This window comes from Sutcliffiella horikoshii (genome assembly GCF_002157855.1).
GTDB classification, from domain to species: domain Bacteria; phylum Bacillota; class Bacilli; order Bacillales; family Bacillaceae_I; genus Sutcliffiella_A; species Sutcliffiella_A horikoshii_C.
Genome location: NZ_CP020880.1, coordinates 1,128,388 through 1,153,024, shown reverse-complemented (window position 1 = coordinate 1,153,024; position 24,637 = coordinate 1,128,388). Strand labels below are relative to the sequence as shown.

Annotated in this window: 24 protein-coding genes and 3 riboswitches; of the genes, 13 read left to right on the top strand and 11 right to left on the bottom strand. The window is 38.7% G+C overall.

Features of this window, described 5'->3' with window-relative positions:
• Window positions 1–293: 293 nt before the first annotated feature.
• On the bottom strand, window positions 294–1,544 hold the full coding sequence (locus tag B4U37_RS06065) for a dicarboxylate/amino acid:cation symporter (RefSeq protein ID WP_088020175.1): 1,251 nt from the start codon (window positions 1,542–1,544) through the stop codon (window positions 294–296).
• Window positions 1,545–1,860: 316 nt separating this feature from the next.
• Between B4U37_RS06065 and B4U37_RS06060 the strand changes: the two genes are divergently transcribed.
• Window positions 1,861–2,091 (top strand): hypothetical protein, encoded by a 231-nt coding sequence (locus B4U37_RS06060; protein WP_010198565.1) that lies wholly within the window; start codon window positions 1,861–1,863, stop codon window positions 2,089–2,091.
• A 94-nt stretch (window positions 2,092–2,185) separates the two neighbouring features.
• On the opposite strand, the gene B4U37_RS06055 is transcribed toward B4U37_RS06060, so the two are convergent.
• Complete coding sequence (locus B4U37_RS06055) at window positions 2,186–3,088, bottom strand: aldo/keto reductase (protein ID WP_088017503.1); 903 nt, start codon at window positions 3,086–3,088, stop codon at window positions 2,186–2,188.
• A gap of 179 nt (window positions 3,089–3,267) precedes the next feature.
• Here B4U37_RS06055 and B4U37_RS06050 point away from each other — a divergent pair, with 179 nt between their 5' ends.
• From B4U37_RS06050 to B4U37_RS06040, 3 genes are all read left to right on the top strand, one after another.
• On the top strand, window positions 3,268–4,095 hold the full coding sequence (locus B4U37_RS06050) for an STAS domain-containing protein (protein WP_088017502.1): 828 nt from the start codon (window positions 3,268–3,270) through the stop codon (window positions 4,093–4,095).
• Window positions 4,096–4,261: 166 nt separating this feature from the next.
• Window positions 4,262–4,456: riboswitch (cobalamin riboswitch) on the top strand.
• Window positions 4,457–4,656: 200 nt separating this feature from the next.
• On the top strand, window positions 4,657–6,924 hold the full coding sequence (locus B4U37_RS06045; RefSeq protein ID WP_088017501.1) for a ribonucleoside-diphosphate reductase subunit alpha: 2,268 nt from the start codon (window positions 4,657–4,659) through the stop codon (window positions 6,922–6,924).
• A 52-nt stretch (window positions 6,925–6,976) separates the two neighbouring features.
• Window positions 6,977–8,020: a ribonucleotide-diphosphate reductase subunit beta gene (locus B4U37_RS06040; RefSeq protein ID WP_088017500.1), complete on the top strand. Its 1,044-nt coding sequence runs from the start codon at window positions 6,977–6,979 to the stop codon at window positions 8,018–8,020.
• Between the two features lie 239 nt (window positions 8,021–8,259).
• Here B4U37_RS06040 and B4U37_RS06035 read toward each other — a convergent pair whose 3' ends face one another.
• Together B4U37_RS06035 and uptA are read right to left on the bottom strand one after the other, a co-directional pair.
• Window positions 8,260–9,039, bottom strand: a complete 780-nt coding sequence (locus B4U37_RS06035; protein WP_088017499.1) for an undecaprenyl-diphosphate phosphatase — start codon at window positions 9,037–9,039, stop codon at window positions 8,260–8,262.
• 15 nt (window positions 9,040–9,054) lie between these two features.
• Window positions 9,055–9,642, bottom strand: coding sequence for an undecaprenyl phosphate transporter UptA (gene uptA / locus B4U37_RS06030; RefSeq protein ID WP_088017498.1), 588 nt, complete (start codon window positions 9,640–9,642; stop codon window positions 9,055–9,057).
• 128 nt (window positions 9,643–9,770) lie between these two features.
• Here uptA and B4U37_RS06025 point away from each other — a divergent pair, with 128 nt between their 5' ends.
• The 4 genes from B4U37_RS06025 to B4U37_RS06010 all read left to right on the top strand — a co-directional run bounded on the left by B4U37_RS06025 (window position 9,771) and on the right by B4U37_RS06010 (window position 11,986).
• Window positions 9,771–10,124 carry a hypothetical protein gene (locus tag B4U37_RS06025; RefSeq protein WP_088017497.1) on the top strand — a complete coding sequence of 118 codons (354 nt, stop codon included), beginning with the start codon at window positions 9,771–9,773 and terminating at the stop codon, window positions 10,122–10,124.
• A gap of 304 nt (window positions 10,125–10,428) precedes the next feature.
• On the top strand, window positions 10,429–10,839 hold the full coding sequence (locus B4U37_RS06020; protein ID WP_010198577.1) for a hypothetical protein: 411 nt from the start codon (window positions 10,429–10,431) through the stop codon (window positions 10,837–10,839).
• 61 nt (window positions 10,840–10,900) lie between these two features.
• A complete protein-coding gene (locus tag B4U37_RS06015; protein WP_088017496.1) occupies window positions 10,901–11,569 on the top strand; it encodes a hypothetical protein in 669 nt (222 codons plus the stop codon).
• A gap of 222 nt (window positions 11,570–11,791) precedes the next feature.
• Window positions 11,792–11,986, top strand: coding sequence for a hypothetical protein (locus tag B4U37_RS06010; protein WP_010198581.1), 195 nt, complete (start codon window positions 11,792–11,794; stop codon window positions 11,984–11,986).
• Window positions 11,987–12,018: 32 nt separating this feature from the next.
• Here B4U37_RS06010 and B4U37_RS06005 read toward each other — a convergent pair whose 3' ends face one another.
• Window positions 12,019–13,014: a hypothetical protein gene (locus tag B4U37_RS06005; protein ID WP_088017495.1), complete on the bottom strand. Its 996-nt coding sequence runs from the start codon at window positions 13,012–13,014 to the stop codon at window positions 12,019–12,021.
• A 300-nt stretch (window positions 13,015–13,314) separates the two neighbouring features.
• Window positions 13,315–13,416: riboswitch (purine riboswitch) on the top strand.
• Window positions 13,417–13,539: 123 nt separating this feature from the next.
• Here B4U37_RS06005 and B4U37_RS06000 point away from each other — a divergent pair.
• The 4 genes from B4U37_RS06000 to B4U37_RS05985 all read left to right on the top strand — a co-directional run bounded on the left by B4U37_RS06000 (window position 13,540) and on the right by B4U37_RS05985 (window position 17,092).
• On the top strand, window positions 13,540–14,133 hold the full coding sequence (locus tag B4U37_RS06000) for a xanthine phosphoribosyltransferase (RefSeq protein ID WP_088017494.1): 594 nt from the start codon (window positions 13,540–13,542) through the stop codon (window positions 14,131–14,133).
• A gap of 18 nt (window positions 14,134–14,151) precedes the next feature.
• Entirely contained in the window at window positions 14,152–15,681 is a 1,530-nt protein-coding gene (locus B4U37_RS05995; RefSeq protein WP_088017493.1) for an NCS2 family permease, read from the top strand.
• Between the two features lie 310 nt (window positions 15,682–15,991).
• Window positions 15,992–16,309: a hypothetical protein gene (locus tag B4U37_RS21885; RefSeq protein WP_198317106.1), complete on the top strand. Its 318-nt coding sequence runs from the start codon at window positions 15,992–15,994 to the stop codon at window positions 16,307–16,309.
• Window positions 16,310–16,537: 228 nt separating this feature from the next.
• The gene (locus B4U37_RS05985) at window positions 16,538–17,092 is read left to right on the top strand and encodes a CBO0543 family protein (RefSeq protein ID WP_088017492.1); all 555 of its coding nucleotides are present in this window, start codon (window positions 16,538–16,540) and stop codon (window positions 17,090–17,092) included.
• 26 nt (window positions 17,093–17,118) lie between these two features.
• Here the strand turns inward: B4U37_RS05985 and B4U37_RS05980 are convergent, their stop codons facing one another.
• From B4U37_RS05980 to B4U37_RS05955, 5 genes are all read right to left on the bottom strand, one after another.
• On the bottom strand, window positions 17,119–18,672 hold the full coding sequence (locus B4U37_RS05980) for a potassium/proton antiporter (RefSeq protein ID WP_088017491.1): 1,554 nt from the start codon (window positions 18,670–18,672) through the stop codon (window positions 17,119–17,121).
• An 11-nt stretch (window positions 18,673–18,683) separates the two neighbouring features.
• Window positions 18,684–19,232: a tyrosine-type recombinase/integrase gene (locus tag B4U37_RS05975; protein ID WP_088017490.1), complete on the bottom strand. Its 549-nt coding sequence runs from the start codon at window positions 19,230–19,232 to the stop codon at window positions 18,684–18,686.
• A 542-nt stretch (window positions 19,233–19,774) separates the two neighbouring features.
• Window positions 19,775–20,587 (bottom strand): undecaprenyl-diphosphate phosphatase, encoded by an 813-nt coding sequence (locus B4U37_RS05965; RefSeq protein WP_088017488.1) that lies wholly within the window; start codon window positions 20,585–20,587, stop codon window positions 19,775–19,777.
• A 12-nt stretch (window positions 20,588–20,599) separates the two neighbouring features.
• A complete protein-coding gene (locus B4U37_RS05960) occupies window positions 20,600–21,553 on the bottom strand; it encodes a calcium/sodium antiporter (RefSeq protein WP_088017487.1) in 954 nt (317 codons plus the stop codon).
• 39 nt (window positions 21,554–21,592) lie between these two features.
• Window positions 21,593–22,324 carry a DUF3784 domain-containing protein gene (locus tag B4U37_RS05955; RefSeq protein ID WP_088017486.1) on the bottom strand — a complete coding sequence of 244 codons (732 nt, stop codon included), beginning with the start codon at window positions 22,322–22,324 and terminating at the stop codon, window positions 21,593–21,595.
• Window positions 22,325–22,480: 156 nt separating this feature from the next.
• Between B4U37_RS05955 and B4U37_RS05950 the strand changes: the two genes are divergently transcribed.
• The gene (locus tag B4U37_RS05950; RefSeq protein WP_088017485.1) at window positions 22,481–22,846 is read left to right on the top strand and encodes a hypothetical protein; all 366 of its coding nucleotides are present in this window, start codon (window positions 22,481–22,483) and stop codon (window positions 22,844–22,846) included.
• A 707-nt stretch (window positions 22,847–23,553) separates the two neighbouring features.
• On the opposite strand, the gene B4U37_RS05940 is transcribed toward B4U37_RS05950, so the two are convergent.
• Window positions 23,554–24,114 (bottom strand): TVP38/TMEM64 family protein, encoded by a 561-nt coding sequence (locus B4U37_RS05940; RefSeq protein WP_010198615.1) that lies wholly within the window; start codon window positions 24,112–24,114, stop codon window positions 23,554–23,556.
• Between the two features lie 336 nt (window positions 24,115–24,450).
• Window positions 24,451–24,599: riboswitch (cyclic di-AMP (ydaO/yuaA leader) on the top strand.
• Window positions 24,600–24,637: the final 38 nt, after the last annotated feature.

Here is a 24,637-nt window from a genome sequence, read left to right as displayed (position 1 = left end):
ACAGCTGAAAATTGCGTAAATGTTAAGTTAATGCTTATTCAGTCACACAGTTGGATTGCATTGCAAAAACCTTTCAATAAATGAAGCTACCTTGTTGATTGGAGAGGAAGGCGCGCAGACGCCCGCGGGAGGAAGGGACAGGTGAGACCCCCGGAAGGCGAAGCCTGAAGGAGGCTCACGGACCGCCCGCAGGCAAGCGAAGCGCCTGGAACGGAAATCAACAAAATTTTATACTTACTCATCTTCAATAAGAAAAAGCCATTCCAGATATACAATCCGGAATGGCTTTCGATTTATATTCTTTGTTCCTCTGGTAGTTTAACTTCCCCATCTTCAGATTTTGCAACTATATAAGCACATGCTGCATCACCTGTGATATTAACTGCTGTTCTAGTCATATCAAGTAGTCGGTCAATTCCTAGTATTAAGGCAATTCCTTCAACCGGAAGGCCAACCTGCCCTAGCACCATGGCAAGCAGGATGAATCCTACTCCCGGAACACCTGCTGTTCCGATACTAGCAACAACAGCCAAACCTACGACAGTCAGAAGTTGCGTCAAACTTAAGTCAATTCCGTATACTTGAGCAATAAATACCGTGGCAACACCTTGCATGATTGCTGTTCCATCCATATTTATAGTGGCGCCTAGCGGTTGTACGAAACTACTGATCCTCTTTGGAACTCCAAGATTTTCTTGTGCGACATCCATGGACATCGGTAAGGTTGCATTACTGCTTGATGTACTGAAAGCAACACTCATTGCAGGAATAAAACGCTTGAAGAACGTAATTGGATTGATTCTCCCCAAGAAGAATAAAGCACTACCGTATGTGATAAAGAAATGTAAAAATAAAGCTAAAATAACGACTAAAAAGTATGCCCCCATAGCCTTAATAGCATCTAGTCCAAGTCCGCCAACGGCTGAAGCAATTAAACCAAATGCCCCATATGGAGCTGTTTTTATTACGATATTTACAAGCAGCATGACAATATCATTTGCTTGTTCAAGTAGGGTTTTGACCTTTCCTGCCTTTTCCCCCAATGCATTTATCGCAAAGCCAAGCAATACGGAGAATGAAATAATTTGCAGCATTTCACCTTCTGCCATTGCTTTGATCGGGTTTGTAGGAATAATGTTTAATAGTGTTTCCATAACCGGAGGAGCTTTTTCCGGTGTATCTTCTTCAGCTAGTTCGTCAACCAACATACTCTCAAAATCACCAGCAAGTCCAGGTTGAATAACCGAGGCAAGTGTTAGACCTATTGTTATGGCAATACATGTAGTAATCATGAAAAACAAAATAGTTTTAAGACCAATACTTCCAAGCTTTTTTGTATCCCCTAGTCCGACTACTCCCAGTGTAATGGAGATGAGTACGATTGGAACAACAAGCATTGTAATGAGGTTTAGAAAGATTTTCCCTAGTGGTTGAAATAAATATGTATCTAATGGATCGAATAAGGACGGTGCATAAACATTCAAGGCAAGGCCAACTAAAATACCTAATATAAGACCGATAATTATTTTTTTCGTCAATGTCATTTTCACATTGAAATCCTCCCTTTTGTAATACTAGTATAATTTCTCTTTTCGAATTTCGGTGTTTCTTTCTTTCATTCGACAAAAGGCGACTTTTTTCATTCTACGTGGTATTTTTATTTCTGTAAAGTGATTTATGATAGACCAATTTCTCAACACCTGTTATAATACACAATAAAAAGATCAAAAGTCGGGTTGTTTTCCTTTCGAAAATTTGATATATTTAAGCACTGATTTCTACTTTTATTTACCCATTATTTTAACTTTTATAGCATTTACAAATAGAAAATTTTTCATGCAATCGATGGAGGGGTTTTAAATGAAATTACTTTGGAGGGTATTCGTTGCAATATTTGTCCTTATTGCTGCAAAAGTCGCTTTGGATTCCTATCAAATAATTAAAGTTGCTGCTGGTGGAGATCACATTAGGATCGATCCTGCATTGTACTTTAACTTATCGTATGTCATTTTTGGTTTAATTGGATTGATGTTTTTCTCGGATATTTATAAAAAGCACATGAATAAACGAAACAACCAATTAAAGTTCTAGTGGTAATTCTTCCAATTTTTAGGTGGAATACAAAAAGCACAAATAAAAAACCAGGCCAATGGTCCTGGTTTTTTATTATGAAAATATAATAAAATTAATCCACTTCTTTTCCTTTTGATGCTTCTAAAATTTCAAACCACTGCTGTGAATCCAGTTTGATATCCAATGAAGAAACCGCTGACTTTACTCTTTCAATCTTCCCTGAACCTACTATCGGAAGGATTTTTGAAGGATGCGTTAATAACCAAGCATATAAAACTTGATCCATAGATTCTGCCCCAATTTGTCCTTGTATCTTTTCTAATGTATTTCTTACCCGGTTAACTTTTTCCTCTGTACTAGTGAAAATACTCCCTCCGCCTAGAGGTGACCATGCCATCGGAGAGATTCTATCCATTTGACATTGCTCGATTGTTCCTTTATCGAAGTGTTCTAAATGGGTAGCGGAAATTTCAATCTGATTTGTTACCAACGGTTCATCTAGATAAGAGTTGAGTAACTTATACTGAGAAGGAGCAAAGTTGGAAACGCCAAACCGCTTTACTTTTCCTTGTTCTTTTAACTGTGTGAATGCTTCTGCCACTTCACTTGGATCCATCATTGGATCTGGTCTATGTATCAATAGAATGTCAATATAATCCGTTCGAAAGTTCTTTAATGATTTTTCTACAGATCGAATGATATGTTCTTTGCTTGTATCATAATATTTAATTTTATGTTCTGGTCTATTAGAAGAAATCAGCTTGATTCCACATTTCGTAACTATTTCTATCTTGTCCCTTAGTGATGGCTTTAGTTCTAATGCTTGTCCAAATTGCTCTTCTACTGTGTAATTACCATAAATGTCTGCATGATCAAAGCTTGTAACGCCAAAATCCAAACACTTTTCTATAAATTCCACAACCTCTTCCTGGCTGTAACCCCAATCACTCAAACGCCACATTCCATGTACAATTCTAGAGAGGGAAACATCTTCTGCTAACTGAATTCTTTCCATACTAACACTCCTATCTCTTCAATAATAAGAAATTATACCTCTTTTAAATACAATTAGCCAAAAATACTGCTTATTTCCTATTCTTATCTAGTAAATGATATACATGTTTTAGACTTTAAATTAAAATAGAAATTAATATATCAATTAAAATACAACTGGCTAAAAGAAAGGACTCTAACATGACGAAGACGCCACACTCCCTAATAGGACAAAAGTTAATAGATTCACAGAATGAAGTAGCTGCTAGCATGCTTTTGGAAATACAGAATGCTTATCCTAATGTACCGCAATATCGAGAAGAAGAAGTAGAGGTTCAGATCAAGGAAATCTTTAAAACGTTAGTGGTATTCTTGGGTGACTATGTCCGCGATCCTGAAAACAATGTCTTAGACCGCGCAAAAGAATGGGGGGAATCTGTCGGATTCATGTCTGTAAAGGCCGGCGGGTCACTTGAAGAGACCCTCTCTAATATGACGTTATATAAAAAATGCTTGTGGAAGTTTATTCAACGTGAAGGTGTGGAAGATGGACTTCACATGAATCAGATTACAGATATTTTCATTCTGATAGATGAAATCTTCAATATTATTGTGTATGGATTCAGTCACGCCTTTTCCATCGCTACTGAACAGAAAATGATAGAAACAAAAGCTTCTTATATTCGACTGTCTATTCCAATTGTTCCTTTACAAAAAGGAATGGGAGTGCTGCCTCTTGTCGGAGAAATTGATGAGATTCGCGCAGGAATACTGATAGAAGAAACGTTGGAGAAAAGTAAGAACCTTTCCATTTCCCACTTAATCATTGATTTTTCTGGTGTTTACCGTTTAGACGAAACAGTTCTGCACACCATGGACCTACTCATCCGGTCACTCAAGCTAATCGGCATCACACCAATCATAACAGGCCTCCGCCCGGAACTAAGCTTACAATTCATCAACTCCGGACTCATCTTGAAAGACATTCAAATCAGCAGCTCTATTGAGCAAATATTACAAGAACAATAAAAAAACCCTGCCGGGGTCAGACCCCGGCAGGATTTTTCACCTTCACGTCGAAGCCTCCATAAAATGTCTTGCCATTTGCTTGTGTTTCCATTATGATAGTACTATCATCCACACAAACACTATATATAGATAGTATAAAACAAACATATAACTACATATAGTGATTATAACTTTTTACGATAAAGGTGTCTTTTTTAGACTTAATAGGGAATCCGGTGAAAATCCGGAACTGTACCCGCAACTGTAAGTGCTGACGATTTTGAGAAACCACTGTACATGAAGGCTTAACGGCTCTTGTATGGGAAGGGTCAAAATAGGAAGAAGCACGAGTCAGGAGACCTGCCTTTACCGATTTAGTTTCTCTTTCTTCGGGAGTTGAGAAGATGAAACGATACATAGAACACGGTAAAAGCAGGACAAGGTTCTTTTGATTATTTCTGATGCACCTCAGTATATTATCTAAGAATCCTCCCCTGCATTTTCTCCCTTTTTCTATGATCGTTTGATCCACTCAACTATTGAGTGGATTTTTTTATTTTTGATGAAGTGGAGAGTGAAAAAATGACCGTTCATACCGAAACTGTACATAAAAAGAAAAAGAGTCTAACTACCTTTCAAGAATACCAGAGCCATTTAGAGACTGTTTTGTCCGAGTTTCCAACTTTTGAAACAAAAAGTTTTTTACAAAAAGCTACCAAGATTATCGATAAATTGCACCAGCACACCAATCAACATGAAATTACAAACCAACTAATACTAGAAGCCCTTAATCACGTGGACGAACTAGAACCAGACTGGACTTATGTTGCATCAAGATTATTATCACAAAAGCTGCAACAGGAAGTTTGCAGAAACAGAAACATCTCCAAACCCTATACGGACTTTTATTCATTAATCAAAGGCTTAACAGATCAAGGAATCTATCAACCTCAAATCCTAAAAGCATACACACATAAAGAAGTAAATGAATTAGAGGCAATCATTGATCCTCAAAAAGATTATCTATTTACCTATATTGGCCTCAAAACGTTATCTGACCGCTATTTAACACGTGATCATCATAAGCGTTTACTAGAGTTGCCTCAAGAACGATTCATGATCATTGCCATGACTCTCATGCAAAAGGAAGAAAATAATCGGATTCATTACGTGAAAGAAGCTTATTGGGCACTAAGTAATTTGTATATGACGGTTGCCACACCGACATTTGCCAATGCCGGAAAAACATATGGACAGCTCTCAAGCTGCTTCATTGATACAGTTGATGACAGCTTGCAAGGAATATATGACAGCAACACCGACATTGCAAACCTCTCCAAATCAGGAGGCGGCCTTGGCGTCTATCTCGGCAAAATACGCAGTCGCGGCAGTGATATACGTGGATTCAAAAGCGTATCGAGCGGAGTGATACCGTGGATGAAACAACTAAACAATACGGCCGTAAGTGTCGACCAGCTAGGACAACGGAAAGGAGCCATTTCTGTCTATTTAGATGTTTGGCATAAAGACATTTTTTCTTTTCTTGACAGCAAGCTCAACAATGGTGATGAACGCATGCGTACACATGACCTTTTCAATGGAGTGTGCATTCCGGATATGTTCATGGAACAGGTGGAAAACAGAGGAGACTGGTATTTATTTGATCCTCATGAAGTTAGAAAACTAATGGGCTTTTCCCTTGAAGATTTTTATGATGAGAGTGTCGGTGCTGGCAGCTTCCGCCAAAAATATGAAGAATGCATCAATCATCCTGAGCTCCCGAAAGAAAAAGTACCAGCAATAGAGATTATGAAAGCAATCATGAAAGGTCAACTAGAAACCGGCAGTCCGTTCATGTTTTATCGTGATGAAGTGAACAGAATGAATCCTAACGCTCATAAAGGAATGATTTATTGCACAAATTTGTGCACAGAAATCACCCAAAATCAAAGTGCTACCATAACAAAAAAGCAATACGTAGAGGATGGTACTATCATAACTGTTAAAACACCCGGAGATTTTGTAGTGTGTAACTTGTCCTCCATTAACCTTGCTCGCACTATAATGGCCGGTCAACTGGAACGCCTTATTCCCATTCAGGTTCGGATGCTAGATAATGTGATTGAATTAAATGAAATACCGGTACTGCAGGCAAAGATGACTAATGAGAAATATCGTGCCATTGGGTTGGGGACATTTGGTTGGCATCATCTGCTTGCCATAGAAGGAATTAAATGGGAGTCAAGTGAAGCGGTACTTTATGCAGACGAACTTTATGAAATAATTGCGTTTCACACGATTCAAGCTAGCTGCCTTCTCGCTAAAGAGAAAGGCTCATACCCAGCTTTCGAAGGGTCAGATTGGCAAACTGGTGACTATTTTTACAAACGGAATTATGGGGCATCCTCCAAACTGGATTGGATTACGCTTCAAAAACAAGTAGCGAATTACGGCGTCCGAAATGGGTATCTAATGGCAGTTGCTCCGAATGCTACTACATCCATTATTGCTGGAAGCACTGCTAGCATCGATCCCATTTTCCTAAAGGTGTATTCAGAAGAGAAAAAAGATTACAAGATTCCCGTAACGGCACCTGATCTTAACGCAGAAACAACGTGGTTTTATAAATCTGCCTACCATATCAATCAGCATTGGAGCATCGCCCAGAATGCTGCAAGACAAAAACATATCGATCAGGCCATTTCCTTTAACCTGTATGTTACGAACACCGTGAAGGCCAAAGCGTTACTTGAACTTCATCTAGATGCATGGAAGCAAAAGTTGAAAACAACCTACTATGTTCGGTCTACATCTTCAGAATTAGAAGAATGTGAATCGTGTTCAAGTTAGAAAGCTATCATTAATGCCCTCAGAAGCATACCAATAAAAAGGAGAAAAACAGATGAATACTCACCTAAAATCACGTATCATAATGGATGTGGACGCACCGAATAGATCGACCAAAATCATAAATGGAAAAAGCTCAAATGTCCTAAATTGGGACGACGTGGCATTTTCATGGGCTTATCCAAAATATAAAAAAATGCTCTCCAATTTTTGGTCTCCATTTGAAATCAATATGTCACAGGATATCAAGCAATTTCCTCACCTGTCACAACAGGAACAAGATGCATTTTTGAAGATCATTGGCCTTCTTGCACTCCTAGACAGCATTCAGACTGACTATGCAGGAAAAGTGGCAGATTATTTGACCGATTCCAGCCTTAATGCGCTAATGATTATGCTAGCCCAGCAAGAGGTAATCCATAACCATTCCTACTCCTATGTCTTATCAAGTCTTGTGCCGAGGAAGAAACAAGAAGAAGTGTTTGAATACTGGAGAACAGAACCCATCCTTAGAAAAAGAAATGACTTTATAACAGATGGGTACAAAGTATTTGCTGAAACACCATCTGTAGATAATCTCCTAAAATCCATTGTATATGATGTTATTTTGGAAGGTCTCTTCTTCTATTCAGGCTTTGCATTTTTCTATCATTTGGCGAGAAATCAAAAAATGGTCTCTTCCAGCACGATGATTAATTATATTAACAGGGACGAACAAATTCACGTGGATTTGTTTGTGAAAATCTTTAAAGAGGTTCTTCTGGAATACCCAGAATGTAACACTGCTAGTCTAGAACAGTTCGTCGAGGAGACTTTTCAACAAGCGGCACAACTGGAGATTGAATGGGCAAGACATATTATTGGAGATCATTTTGCAGGAATCGAATTGGAGGATGTGGAAGCATATATCAAATTTTACGCTAACGTCCGTGCCCATCAACTCGGTTTCAAGCGCCCTTTTGAAGGATACCGCACAAACCCACTTAAATGGATTAAAGCATACGAAGACGTAGACCTGGGTAAATCCGACTTCTTCGAACAAAAGTCCAGACAATACACAAAAGTAAACGTAGTAGATAACGGCTTTGATGAATTATAAATAATACGAAAAACTAGTGGTGTATGAAATACCCTAGTTGATTGGAGTGGAAGGCGCGCAGACGCCCGCGGGAGGAAGGGACAGGTGAGACCCCACAGGCTGAAAGCCGAGGAGGCTCACGGACCGCCCGCAGGCAAGCGAAGCGCCTGGAACGGAAATCAACCGTATCATATACTTTCTTATTTTATAAAGATAGGCCGTGTATATTTTGTATACACGGCCTATCCTTATTCGTAAAGTTAAAACAACCCCAAATATTGAAGCGCCAATATCACAACTCCCAAAATCCATACATAAATCGCAAATATCCGAAGAGAATGCCTTTTCAAATAATTAATCATCCATTTCACCGCAATATATCCAAAGAAACAAGATGCTAAAATTCCAATAATTAATGAAAATAAAGAAATATCCTCCCTGCCTACCTGTGCAACCTCAACCGTTTGCAAAAACACAGCCCCCGCAATGGCGGGTGTTGAGAGCAAGAAAGAAAAATATGCCGCTGTTTCCCTATCTAACTTCCGAAACAAGCCTGCTACAATCGTTAATCCCGATCTCGAAATGGCAGGGAATATAGCAGCAGCTTGGAAAGAACCAATAAACAATGCGTCCTTCCACGTAATATCCTCCATCTTTTTTGAACCCTTTTTAATGGAGTCCGCAAACCAAAGAAAGGCACCTGTAATCAGAAACTCCCAGCCAATCGTCACACCTGTTTTGGAAATTTCCTCAAAATAATCTTTAAAAGCAAGTCCAATAACAACTGCTGGAATAGTACCGATAACCAACAAAAATGATAATTTATGAAAAGGATTACGGATGATCTTATAAAATTCTTCCCGGTAAAAGTAAAGGACTGCTATCAACGTTCCGAAGTGAAGCATCGTATCAAGCAATAACCCAGCTTCTTGCAAACCAAATAGGTTCCTGCCTAAATATAGGTGACCTGTGCTTGAAATTGGCAGGAATTCCGTTAGTCCTTGAATAATCCCCAGTATGAAGGCTTCAATTTTGGACATAGCCTCTCCCCCTTCCTATTCCGTTCTTTTTCTATCAAATACAAAATATGTGATGGCTCCAAGTATAATTAAAATCATTAATGGAATAATTAGCGGTTGCGCAGCATGTTTGATTTCCCGCCAATTCTCCCCCAGTTGAAGCCCTATATATAAAAATAAAAAGGTCCACGGAATGACCGCCGCCACTGTATATAGCAAAAAAGGAAAAAACTTCATTTTGGCTATACCTGCCGGAATGGAAATAGCATGCCTTACCACCGGGATAAAACGTGCTGTAAAAATGACAATCGGCCCGTAATTTTGAAACCACTTTTCCGAGATGTCCAAATGTTTGGGCTGTATCAATATGTACTTTCCATATTTATCAAGAAACGGCCTACCGCCAATACTACCTGCCCAGTATAAAAAAAGCTGAGCGAGTGTACCTCCAACCACCCCTGCAAGCATTGCTCCCATAAATCCTATCTCACCAATAGAAATTAAATAACCACCATATCCAAGGACGATTTCGCTAGGAATGACCTCCACCATTAAACCGAGAGCGATCCCCCAAACCCCCAATGTGGTGAAAAATTCAAAAACAGATAAAAAAAATTGCTCCATATCCTCACCTCATTTGTAAGAGAGTTGTCCCTAACAATGTATGAGAGCACGTCCACGAAAAGCACTAAATTCAGAAAAGGGTTTTCACTAATTATGTCGAATAATAAAAGGAATGGAGGTGCTGATAAATGAAGAAAATCTTTATTCTATCCTTATTCCTCCTTTTTCTAACAGCCTGCGGTATGCCTGCACACATTCCGGATCGTTTTTCTTATATTGAAGTGGTCGAACAAAAAGAAGATGAATCACTGTCAGAAATTGAAGATATCGAAATGATCTTAAAGGACAGTGACGTAGTCATCGGATTAGATGAGGCAGCGGAAAAGTATCCAGATTACAATATTGAAAATACTCCCGTTTATATAGTGTTTGAATATACAGGATACCTTACCAACGATATGATTCTGTTCACCTATGACAAGGAAGAGGCTGTAACGTTATTGAAAGAAAAGATTCAAGACGAAAAAGAAAAAGTGGAATGAACAAGAAAGTCGAACAAGAGCAACAGCCTCCGTTCGACTTTTCAACACCCTTTTATGTAACCGCTTACTTCAATAGATAAAGCATAAACTTACCTTCTTTTTCATATAGTAAAAAAATTGTAATTGGGAGGATTTATATGGGGGAACTATGTCTACAATCTTCTTGCGTCGGTTATGATTTAATCTTGATTACCTTAGGCTGTATACTAATTCTATACATTGGGTATCGTTTTCTCGGTCACGAAGACTAAACTACCTCATGAATTCACTTCTTTTGCTTCATACTAGAAGAGAGGTGATAAAAATGAGGAAGGTAATTTTGCTTCTATTGCTCTTCTGTGTAGCTTTTCCCATAACCTTTTCTGCACAGCCGCTTCCAATAGAAGTCTTTGATGTTACACAAGGTAAGGTAATAAAATCCATTCCTTTGGATGAGAAAAACAAGGCAGAAGCCCTAAAACTTGTAAAAAGTACAGACTCCCTCTTTCCAAAACTTAACCCTACTCCAAAAACAGGGTTTATGATTAAGGTGATTTTTGATCCAGCTGAAGATGTTGAAACAAAAGTATTTAAGCAGCCTGTCAAGCAAGTCATTTTTATTTTTCCAGATGCAGAAAAGCCTTATATACTAATCTTCAACGAGAAAGATCAACCTATGTTTTATTACTTCAGTGAAGATTTCGCACCATTTCTGGAAATGCTCGGAATAGATTAATTATAAAAATGGAATAATGGGTACACTATCTTCAACTTTAACCTTTCAAGGAGGGGTTGGATTGAGAAATGTACTTGTTATTCTTTTTATTGCATTTTGCACCCTAATTTCAACTGGGTGTGGAACAGAAAGCGAAGGAAGCCAAGGAAATGCAGAAGCCCCAGTTCCACTATTACCAACTTCAGGAGATTACTCCTTCCGACGCTATATAGAAGAAAAAGGGCATACAGACTATAGAGTATTGTATCGTCAAGTTGACGATAGTGATATTGTGGAAGTGAGGACCATCGTAGACTTGGAGGCTGCCCAATCTTCTTCTGATATATCAGAAACAAGTAATTTTTATGAAGAAACGAAAAATGGTATATATGGATATATCGTATTGTCTGAGGAATTCCCTTCTGAATGGACTGCTGAAGATATTAAGAAATTCCCAAAGACAAAAATAATAGCCTATCCATTGGAGGCCAGCAATACATGGACAGAACGAATCGAGGATTTTGATCTTGAGATCAGTTATCACATAAGGGAAGTTGATGCTGAGATAAAAACTCCGGCCAAGACTTTTAAAGATTGTATTATTATAGATTTTGAAGAGAAAGACAAGGAAGGAAATACTATACGCAAAGGCAATTCAGCTTTTGCACCAAATGTAGGATGGATAAGGCATGAAGTGGAAGACGAAGTATTAAAAGACGTTCATAAGTTAGTAAAAATTAATGAAAGATAATAATTTTATCTTTCATTTTTAAATTAATTGGGCAACTTTTCCCATTAAATTATCGTCCAAGATGTAGAATATTTCGTTTTGCGAATATTTTACATAACTGTAATGATGAAATTACCAATTTTATTGTATAATTACAAACATACCTTACCCTAAACATGGGTATAAAGGTACCCAATACTATTTACTATGTTATACTTCTATAGTTAAGGAGGAGATGTAACTTTGAGTCTGAGTAAAATTGTTTTTGTGATCAGTATTATGGCAAGCTTTCTTATGCTTGTGGCATCCGTAATTGCATTTGTAATTCAAGACATCGGGTACTTTTGGATGATGTTCATACTTATGGTTGTGAGTATACTTCAAAACATCTCCGTTTATAAACATATTTCCACAACGGATGAACCAATAAAAAGTTAGGCCGATTCCTGTGAAAGCCAAAAGCCAGCAAATCAGCTAGCTTCCAACTCTGTACGTACATATTTGCCTTCTTTATCATACAAATGAAATTTTTTAATAAGCTTTCCATCCCCATCTGGGAGCTCCGGTAAAGATACATGTAAAAGGAATTGGTTTTCGACCACATTACTTGAAATTTGGTAAATTACTTCCTCTTTCCTTTGCACTTCTAGAACCACTTTTTGAATTTCTTCTTTTTTCGGTACTAATCCATGAATATATGTATGCTCCGTATCGTCTGCTTTCACATTTTTTTCTTCGAAGCAGAAATCTTTTTCTTCCTTCATCGAATAGAAGTTAGGTTTCTCCATTCCGGTTACTTCAAAGCCATGATCATTATATTGATAAACGCCCAGGACTGTTTTTAATATGGAGTCCTCTTTAGAATAGATTAGAAAGGATTGATGGTCTTCGTCCACGAACATCAACTCCATCCCATCCATATTATCAGCGGCCCCAGATATGGCTCCTTTCAATGTTCTATATATATAGTTAGGTTCTGACTCAAGTTTTGAGACATGATCAATTTTCCTGATCTTTGAAAAATATTTTTGAGGTGGGACGGCTAACTTTACTCTCTCCCCCCTGCTAACGATATCTGTTTCGATGGTCTGTATGGAGGTTTGTTTATTCTCTCCAATGAATAGGATGAAAGTCCCCTTTTTCGTATCAATAATTTCAGAATAAAAGGACCGATCAAGCAGTACTTTTTCAGGTTTCAATTTCCCGTATAAACCTTTTTGAAAAATAACTGCTCCCAATTCCTTTTCATTATGCTCAAATGTAGCAAGCACCTTATTGGTATACTCGATTGGATACGTTTCCAATAACAACGGCCTCGTCTCCAAATCCGCTAGGTGTTCTTGAATAAAGCCTGTAATCCCGCTTTCTGAATTCACTATCGTAAAACTGGTATATTCATAGGTAGAGTAACCAACGAGAAATACTAGACCTGACAATGAAATGAGCATAAGTATTCGTTTCAACATCCTTACCTCCTGTTCCATAACTGCAAAACATAAAAATAAAGAAAATATAGTTCTATAGCCCTAATTCCATTTTAAGGCAAATAGTTTAAGAGGGCTATTGGGAAAGTTGTTTGGATTTCCGTACAATCATTCGCTATTTTAGTTGACCATTTTCATAAGAAGGAAGTAATTTTAATTCAGTGACATCTTCATATTCATACATTTTCCGAATCCATATTAACTTTTTTATTTTTTTATTCGTGTTTTTCTCCAAAAACCCTTTTCAAAAAGTGCTTTTTCCTTTATAATCACTTCATAATCCAAACAATATAATAAATAACTCGTATAATAGTGGGAATATGGCCTACAAGTCTCTACCAAGCTACCGTAAATGGCTTGACTACGAGTGATACTTTAATTTTCCCGTACTTAGGTTCAACCACCTGGGTCGATTATTTGCATTCCCGAAAGTTTAAAGTGGTCACTTGTAGATCTTGTGCCGCTTACAACTTTCGGGATTTTTTATTTTCAGGAGGAGGAACAAACATGAAATTACTACAACAAACCATTCTTGAAAAAGGGACGGTATTACCAAACGGGGTTCTAAAAGTTAATACTTTCTTAAACCATCAAATTGATACTGGGCTGATGATTGAGATAGGAAAAGAATTTGCAGAACGGTTTACTGATTCCAACATTAATAAAGTAATAACCATTGAGTCGTCAGGAATTGCACCAAGTTTTTTCGCCGCTCATACACTTGATGTTCCCCTTATATTTGCAAGAAAAAAGAAATCCCTGACTTTGAAAGATAACGTTTATACTAGCCAGGTTTTCTCTTTTACTAAACAAGAAACAAGTGAAATCACGGTGGCAAAGGAATTCTTAGCTGAAAACGATAGAGTGTTGATCATTGATGATTTTTTGGCTAACGGACAGGCTGCGCAAGGATTGATAGATGTAGTGAAACAAGCTGGTGCCTCTGTTGCAGGTATTGGTATTGTCATTGAAAAAACCTTCCAACCTGGTCGACAGATTCTAGAGGACAAAGGATATCGTGTAGAATCACTAGCCAGAGTCCAGTCGCTACAAGACGGCCAAATAACCTTTCTACAAGAACAGATCAGCGTCACCAATTAACCTTATGGAGGTCATCTTATGAAAGCTACTACTGTACATTATCCATGGTATAAAAAAGAAGATACAGATGCATTCTTCGCTCTTTTTCAAAACAACTTGGCAAACTTCGTCATCATCGCCGTAACGATGCTAGGTATGGGATTTCCTGCAAGCATCGTATTCGGTAAAGTAATACCTGGTGCCGCCGTTGCTGTTATGGTTGGGAATCTATACTATGCATTTATGGCAAACCGACTTGCACAAAAAGAGGGAAGAACGGATGTCACTGCCCTCTCATACGGAATAAGCACCCCAGTTATGTTTGTCTTCCTGTTTGGTGTATTGGCTCCAGCTAATGCATTAACAGGTAACCCGGAACTTGCCTGGAAAATTGCTGTAGCTGCTGCGTTTTTGAGCGGGTTGATTGAAACTCTTGTAAGCTTTACAGGAAACTGGGTAAGAAATCATCTGCCTCGCGCTGCAATGCTTGGAGCATTAGCTGGTGTTGCTCTCACCTTTATTGCAGGTGAAATGCTTTTCAATACTTTCTCCATTCCGGTAGTGGGGTTAGTCGCTTTAGTGATTATTATTGCTGGGGTGGTAGGAAAAATGGCCATGCCTTTCAAAATTCCAGCTTCCCTGTTTGCGGTTATTATCGGTACAGTTTTAGCTTTCACTTTAGGTTATCAATCTCCCTCTCAAATAACAGATGGTTTGAAAAACATTGGATTTTATCCAATTTTGCCAACTTTTGCCGCTTTTGAAGGGATGACGTACCTGTTTGGAACACTAATTGGTTTACTTGCAATCATCCTTCCTATCACGTTGTACAATGCCATTGAAACGATGAATAATGTAGATGCCATGTCTGCGGAAGGCGACTCATATGATGTTCGTGAATGTCAGGCAGTGGATGGGGTTGGAACAATGCTTGGGGCGGTTTTTGGTGGCCTCTTCCCTACAACTGTATACATTGCAACAGTAGGCTCAAAATGGATGGGTGCCGGTAGAGGATATAGTATTTTAAATGCAATTGTATTCGGTCTTGCAGCCATGACAGGAGTTATTGCAGCCCTTGCAGCCATCATTCCGCTTGCTGCAGTTGCACCCATATTAGTGTTTGTGGGAATCTCCATGGTGGCAACAGCCTTTGGATCTAATGATAAAAAATACTTCCCGGCCGTTGCAATTGCCATGCTACCTTATTTCGCTAACTATGTAATGACACGCTTTAATAACAGTGCAGGTGAAGTCGTAGCCGGCATATCAGAAGGTATTGTCCCTCTTGGCCAAGGAGCTATGTTTACTGCAATTGTACTCGGTGCAATTACTGTTTATATTATCGACCAGGATTATCGTCGTGCTTCTTATTTTGCTCTAATTGGTGCCTTCTTATCTTTCGTTGGTTTCATGCATGCTCCTAAGCTTGCAGTGAACGCAGCTCCTGATTTTGCGATTGGGTATGTGTTAATTGCAGTATTTTTAGTTTATTGTGCATACCAACGTGCTTCAAGTACGGTTACAGAGACTGATCACAAAGTTGCTGTTAAGAGGCAAGTAGCTTCTTAAACTTGATACTCTAAATAATATATTTAATATTTAAACATTGAGGAACCAGGAGATACTTCTTGGTTCTTTTTCTATTTGCTCTTAACAACCGCTAATGATTTACTAATTTTCCGTCTCTTAAGACATTCGCCCACGAGTTCTGGACGAATGAACATACAATACAAAGTAGGCATAGATAGGAGGAAAAGAAATGCTTTTACAACAACAATGGCATGGACATCGTGGACAACGCTCTATTGGACCAGGATATGGTGGTAGACCTGGACCTGGATTTGGAGGTTTTGGCTTTGGATTCCCCTTATTAGGAGGGATTGCAGGAGGTTTACTTGGCAGTGCTCTTTTTAATAATTTCGGCTATGGTGGAGGATTTGGCGGTTATCCAGGCTTTGGTTTCGGTGGTGGTCCTGGCTTCGGTGGCGGTCCTGGCTTCGGCGGCGGTCCTGGCTTCGGTGGCGGTCCTGGCTTCGGTGGCGGTCCTGGCTTCGGTGGCGGTCCTGGCTTCGGTGGCGGTCCTGGCTTCGGTGGCGGTCCTGGCTTCGGTGGCGGTCCTGGTTTCGGTGGCGGTCCTGGTTTCGGTGGCGGTCCTGGTTTCGGTGGATGGCAAGGCACACAAATTAGTGGCCAATAAATAGTAAGTAGAAAAAACCTCCCACTTCATTAGTAGTCGGGAAGGCTTAAATAAGGCTCTTTTCTTCATACTTGTTGGTTATACGGGTTTAGTAACAAGTATCAGAAAACAGCCTTTTATATATATTTCAAAAAAGAAATAGAAAGGGGAACTCGAAACAAAACGAGGTATCATTTTTAATAAAATAGAAAAACTACTTATATCCAATACAATGAGAGCAGGCTCTTTATGTCCATTAAGGAACAATACATAGAAGTTTTTAATAAAAATCAATCTTCGGTTCAATCCCATGTGAATTTTTGGGTGGAACATGTCGTTTTCTCCTGGCAGTGGTGGATCATGGTAGCTACATTCATAATATGCTGGACAGTATTTTGGAAGCTAAAAAAATCAAAACACCTCCCTAGAATCACCATATACGGACTGCTTTGGATTATTGTCGCATCCAACCTGGACGGCTTGGGGTATGAACTTGGACTTTGGGGGTACACGTACAACCTCAGTCCCTTTTTACCTAAATCATATGTATTTGACTATTGCCTCATCCCCATTACTTATATGCTTCTCTATCAATATTTTCAAAAAGGTAAGGGATTTCTTTACGCAAATATTGTTTTGGCTGTTGGCGCCTCATTGATTGCAGAACCGGTTGCTCAAAAACTCGGTCTTTATATCCCATTTCACTGGAGTAAATTTTACTCTGTGCCTTTATATATAATGATTGCTTACATTCTGAGATGTATTACCGAAAAAATTTGTCGTTCTATCCTACCAAAAAACTAGGATAACCATAAGGTTATCCTAGTTTTTTAAACGGTTTCTTTTATCTCTTCTTTATTATTGGTATCTTCTTCTACTTCAGTTTCTTCCCCATCCATAATAGGCTCAGCCTCTTTTTTCTTTTTGAGGAACTCTTCTAAAGCAAGTTTACTTTCTCTTGATGTTAGTATATACAAGAAATCCTTATCCTTAATGACAGTATCACCAGATGGTGTCACAAGAATTCCTGCTCTAATGATGGCATTAATAAGTGTCTTATCAGGAAATTCCAACTCAGCAAGTGTTTTTCCGACCATATCCAGATCCTCTTCTACTTGGAACTCAATTATTTCTGCATTTGCTTTCCCAATGGAAACTAACTCTAAAGAATGTATAGGTGCTATCTTCTTTGGCCCAGTGAGATCTAATTTTTTTGCAAGCATCGTAATGGTAGATCCTTGAACAAGAGTCGATGTCAAGACTACGAAGAATACAACGTTAAAGAACAGTTGTGCATTAGGAATGCCGGCAATCATAGGGAATGTCGCGAGAACAATTGGTACTGCTCCACGTAGACCAGCCCATGAAAGAAACACTTTTTCTTTTATACTGAAATCCATACCTAATGTGGAAAGAAATACAGCTATAGGTCTAGCTACAACTATCAAGATGACTGATAATAACAATCCCTTAAGCATAATATCCCACTGGAACAACTGTCCTGGGAAAACCAATAACCCCAAAATGATGAACATAAGAATCTGCATCATCCACGCAAACCCTTCATTAAATCGAAAAATCGACTGGCGATACGTAAGTTCGTTGTTACCAACAATTAAAGCTGCCACATACACAGCTAATAGTCCACTAGCACCCATCAGTGCTGCGATACTATAAGTTAAAAGCGCGAATGCCATGGCAAAAACAGGATATAGACCTGAGGAATCAAGGTTTATCTTATTTATGGAATAGGAAGCCAGCTTACCAAGACCTAATCCCAACAGCAAACCAATTCCCATCTGCCAGAAGAAACTTCCGATAAACCCTATGTAACTAGGATTAGAGGCAGTAAGCAATTCAATAAAAGATAATGTCAAGAACACTGCCATCGGATCATTCGTACCAGATTCTGCCTCAAGGGTTGCCCCCATCCGTGCTTTAATGTTCTGTCCTTTTAATACGGCAAAAACTGCTGCTGCATCTGTTGATCCAACGATGGCTCCAAACAGGAATGCTTCTAACCAAGACACATCGAGAATAAGTTTGGCAGATACTGCAACCAGTGCAGAAGTCAGAATTACCCCAAGAGTAGCCAATGATAAAGAAGGTTTGACAACCTTGCGAACTGTTCCCCATTTTGTTTGCAAACCGCCTTCAAATAAGATAATCACGAGAGCAAAAATACCGATTAATTGAGCATACTTTACATTATCAAAGTAGATGAAACCAAGTCCATCACTGCCTGCCATCATACCAACAATTATGAACAATACAAGGGCTGGAACACCTAGTTTTGATGAGAATTTTGTTGTTATGACTCCAACAATCAGAAGAAATGCGGTAAGTAAAATAAAATAATCAACATTGAATGCACCTTGTATCATCTTATCCCCCCTTATAAATTGACATCGATTCTTACAGATAATTTTTCATGCTTGTCTATTCCAAGATAACGGAGTGTTTCCGAAGGTGAAGTGTGGTTAAAATGTTTTTGGAGAAGAGCAACAGCAACACCGCTTCTATAGGCATGGTAGCCGAAGGTTTTGCGCAAAGTATGAGTACCCACTTTACCAGGCACACCTACTTCTTTCGCTGCTTTATTAATGATGCGGTATGCTTGTTGCCTTGTAATCGGTGAACTGCACTTTTGGGATTTGAAAAGGTAATCCTCTGGCTCAAGGATTCTTTTGTCAAGATAGTCCGCTATCGCTTGTTTGACATGTTTATTCAAATATATAAAATGCCCATTTTCCAATAGATAATAGTCATTAACTTTTCCATCCTGTGTCACATTTTCTACTCTAACATGCAGAAGTTCACTTATTCTTAGACCCATGTTGATTCCCATTACAAAAAACAAGTAATCTCTTAAGGAGTAATTTTTTAGATATGCTTTAATTTCATAGATGAATTTGCGATCTTTTAAGGCTTCCACATATTCCATAAGATCCCCCCTAATGTTACTTAACTCCATTATAACATATATATATGTAACATTTTAATAATATGCTTATAAGTAAAACCGCGCAAATATTCCGGTCCTTCTTTAGGGTAATACATTGGTTATTGGTTTATCAGCGCTGTTCCTTTCCGCAAATGGCTTCGCTTTCCGCGGGACGGTGCTTGAGCCTCCTCACTTCGTTGCGGGGTCTCAACCTACCGTTACTCCCCCGCTGGAGTCTCTGCCATTTGCTCCAATCCACAGCTAAAAATCACTTGAACGATAGGGTTGTGCTTTAACAGTTAACTCGGTTAAATCGGCTTTCATAAATCCTTCGTTGAATGAAGCCTCTTGTAGATTGCAGTGGAAGGCGCGCAGACGCCATCGGGAGGAAGGGACAGGTGAGACCCCGGAAGGCTTGCCTGAGGAGGCTCACGGACCGCCCGCAGGCAAGCGAAGCGCCTGTAACGGAAATCAACCGGATTCTATGCTTTCTTATTCCTTTAAAAAAACACCACTGGAAAAGTGGTGTTTTGTAAAAAGTATTATAAAAAGAGTACTACTAGCGTTCCGACAATGAAGCAATATATGGAGAAATAAATCAAATTACCTCTTGCCATTATTCCCATAAACCATTTTAAAGAAAAATAAGAAGCAATAAGAGAAGCGATAAATGCCAAGGAATATGGTAAAAGGATTTCATTCACATTATCCATGCCGATAAGATCTTTAATTGCCAACAGGATGCTCCCAACACTTACAGGAATAAAAAGTAGGAAAGAGAATCTCAGTGCTGTCTCCTGTTTCATTCCTCGCGCCATTGCAGCAACAATTGTTGCACCAGAACGGCTTATCCCAGGAATCAAGGCCACAGCCTGTGCCAACCCTACAATAATTGCGTCCTTGAAGGAAAGTTCTGCATCATTCTTTCTACCTCTTAAGTTACGAATCAACCAGAGTGCAATACCTGTAACAATCAAAGTAACACCGATAACTTTAATATTATCAAGCGCCTCTGATATTACATCACCATAAACAACCCCAATAACTCCTGCAGGGATCGTTCCGATAATAAGATAAATTACAAACATGAAATCTGCTTTGTCTTCCTTATCTTTTTTCGCCACAAATCTTAATGCCCCGAAGAAAAGTCTCGCTATTGATTCACGATAAATAATAAGGATGGCAATTAAGGATGCTGCATTTACAACTATCTCGAATGTTAACCCTTCGAGATCCATTCCCATGAGTCTTTGCAAGATCATTACATGACCACTTGAAGAGACAGGAATTGGTTCAGTAATCCCCTGGAAAATTCCAAGGAATATGTACTTCAATAAAATCAAAATTTCTTCCATACCAATTAAACCTCAGTTTCTTAAAATGATAAATACTAAATATAAGACGTAAGCTATAGCCAAAAAGGTTCCTTCTATTTTCCCAATTCGGAAATTTGTTCTTGAAAACACTAAGAGAATCACCGTTAACACTACTAACAAACCAATATCCACAAATATTTTGCTATTTACAGGTAGTGGAGTTATTAGTGAGGCCGTTCCCAATACAAATAAAATATTGAAAATATTACTACCTACGATATTACCCAGGGCAATTTCACTTTGTTTCTTGACGGCTGCCATAATAGATGTAACAAGTTCTGGCAGGGAGGTTCCTATTGCTACAATCGTCAATCCGACAAGTGTTTCACTCATACCCAATGATACAGCAATCTCTGTACTATTTCTTACTACTAATTCTCCACCGAATATGATGGCAGCTAGCCCGATGACCGTCCAAAAAATGTTCTTTCCCCAAGTTGCTTTCTCTGAAGTTTCTTCTACAGGAATCTTATCCCGATTATTTCTTGCGACTTCAAAAATATAATACATAAACACAGCGAAAATCAATAGAAAGATTAACCCATCACTTCTAGTAAGCAAATTTTCAGAAAAACCTTGTAGCGCAATATCGCTAATTAACACAAGTAGCACTGCACTTCCTAATAAGGTGAAAGGTATTTCCTTTCTGATTGTTTCGCTCTCCACCTTTAATGGATTCAATAGAGCCGTTAGTCCAACTACTAGGGTAATATTAAAGATATTACTACCAATAACATTTCCCAGTGAAACTTCTGCGTTCCCATCTAACGCAGCCAAAATACTTACTGTCGCTTCCGGCGAACTTGTTCCAAATGCTACTATGGTCAAACCAATTAACAATGGGGAAATACGAAGGATCTTGGCGATGCTAGAAGCACCATCCACAAACCAATCCGCCCCTTTAATCAACAATGCGAATCCAACAACCAATAATAAATAGGTCATAATTTAATGTTCCCTTCTTGGAAAATTAAAGATTTAATGCTATTCTGCTTCACCTGACTGCTCTACCAATTGATAATACCAATCTTTTGTTTTTTCTGCATCTTTTGAGTTAATGAAGATAGTATCATCATTTGTTTTTATTAATAAATAAGGCGAATTTCCCTTATAAATAAACAGCAGACTGCTTCCATAATCCTTGACCTTAAAGTGCCCTTTAGAGATGGATTGCATTCCATATCCATTTGTACGTAAATACACTTCCGGCATTTCTTCCACTAGGTCGACTTGTGTGATGTCTTCAAACCTCCATTCATCACCATAAACTCCACTTATCTCAAATGAATTTTCCCTCAAAGTTAATTCAGCCTCTTGAAAACCTAAGTAAGAAACGACAAATAAAAAACCAAATGTGACAACAGCAATAGAAGTACTAATGATGTAGCTTTTTTTACGTTTTTTTGGCACCTCATATTTGGAAAGATATATGAATCCCCCCAACAACAGGACTACCATTACCCCTATTTGAACTTCCATAGCATAGGGGAAAGAAGTAAATAATAAAGGAAGCATGATTAATAAGACGATGGCTGTCCCAATGAGGAGCTTTCCTGTTTTTTGCGGATAGCCATTTTGAATCAATTCTTCTTGCTCTTCTTTAGGACGAGACCGAAAACTAGATATCAGCCCATAGGCCTCCTTTTTTACGATAGCCCATCCAATCAATAAAAAGATCAGCACCACCGTGAGTTGTATAAAAAATAATAACAACATTTATAATACCTCCTTCCCCTCTTCATTCTTTTCTATTCTTACGTTTTTTCAATTCTATAAGTTTCATTTTCGAAATATCTTATTAGTAGCCCTAAATCATGATTTCGTGAGGTTCTTAGGAAGGTCTTCCATTATTGATTAGAAAGGAGCATTAGTATGATACGAGTAGTCTATTATTATGTAATATTGTTTATGACCTTAATGATGACCATTGGAGGAAGTGTCGCAGCATTCATGGCAATTGCAGATATTGTTTCCCCTTCCAGCTATTATCAAACTTATAGCGAATATAAGGAGATGAAAATCGCCAACAAAACAAAATATGATGAATCAGGCAAACCGATTTCTCAGCCTGAAATTGATGACGACGAATTGCTTAACGAATATAACACAGTCGTCTCTCAAGAGAAAGAGCGGAACAGAGAAATGGCCTGGAATACATTGATTAAGAGTTTTGGATGGATTATCATCCCACTACCTATCTTTATTTTCTACCAGCGCAAAGTTAGGCGGAACGAATAACCGATAAAACAAAACAAGAACCTGGCGGAATTTTCGCCAGGTTCTTTAAAAGTAAAAACCTCTGTTATTGGTTTATCGCCGCCGTTCCTTTCCGCAAATGGCTGCGCTTTGCGTGGGGCGACCTTGAGCCTCCTCGCTTCGCTGGTGGCCACTGAAAAAGTCTTTGATGTTAGATTTTTTTAAGACACCGCTGTTGATTTCCGCAAACGGCTTCGCTTTCCACGGGGCGATCTTGAGCCTCCTCGGGCTACGCCCTGCGGGGTCTCAACATTGTCGCTACTCCCCCGTAGGAGTCTTCGCCTATTGCTTCAATCAACAGCTATAAATTATCCAAAAGATAGGTTACTAGGTTTTTCAGTGGCCTCCTTCGCTGCGGGGTCTCAACATTGCCGCTACTCCCCCACAGGAGTCTCCGTCATTTGCTCCAATCCACAGCTGAAAATCACGAAAACTAACGTTAATTCTTTATCAGTTAAACCGGGTAGATGCCATTACACAAACCCTTTAGTGAATGAAGTCACCTTGTTGATTGGAGTGGAAGGCGCGCAGACGCCCGCGGGAGGAAGGGACAGGTGAGACCCCGCAACGGAGTGAGGAGGCTCACGGACCGCCCGCAGGCAAGCGAAGCGCCTGGAACGGAAATCAACAGTATTTTATACTTTCTTATCCTTAGACAAAAAGACCGGGCGAAATTGCCCGGTCTTTTTTTAGCCGCCTCTTACTTTTCTTTTCTCATTTTCTGCTAAACCGCTTTTCTGTTTAAGATATCGGTACAGATAAATACTCGGCAATATTGCAATCAATAATGCAACGAGCATATAGCCCTCAATGTCTGCTGATAATAACCCGTTAGCTACAAAACTTAGTAATAATAAATAAAGTGCATTTCCGATAAAGGTAGCTGTCAGAAAGGGCATTAACCTGATGGAACTCACCCCACCCGTTATATTTATTAAGCTAGATGGAACAAATGGGATCAATCGCAATAATAAAACGAAAAAAACACCATTCTGTTCCAACTTTTCTAGATATGATTTTTTCACCTTGTTGATAAGGAGCGATTGGAACCAATACCGAAATACGACGAAAGCGACAAGTGCGCCAATCAAGCTTGTAGCTAGACTCCATATATATCCGCATACCAGTCCAAACAAGGCAATATTAATAACTATTATCCCTACAATCGGTATGAGTGTGAACAAGTTTTGGATTAGCATTAAGGAGAAGGTCAGTAATAACAAGAAATATATTTCCTCTTCTAACATCATTTGAATTTGTTCAATATCGCCACTTTTAAAAATGGAAAACCACTCTGTTTGAACAACCCAAACTAATGAACATACTACCAGTATGAAGGTTAATATCCTCCAAATTTTTTGAGTGTGTATGAATGCTCCCCCCCTGCCAGATCCTAAAGTCTCTTAACTAATTATAGCAATTTTATCTTAATAAAGTACTATCTTACACTCTCCGTGTTAATTATTTTTTGATAAGGATATTTTTCTTCCATAGATTAAGTTGAAAACGCTTTACATGTTTTTTACAAATTATCTATTGACGAAGTGAAAAAAGGGGAGTAAATTAAGTATCATCATTCTATACATTTTAACCTATTGCTTAATCTTTACAGAGCGGGGGAACCATATTGATATCCTGATAATTTCGGCATATCTTGGGGTGAATCGTACTTATACGAAGAGGACTCTCATCCTCTAACCCGACAGCTAACCTCGTAAGCGTATTGAGAGAAGGGTCTGATCGTTATAAAAGAGACCATTCTTTGAGTTGCAA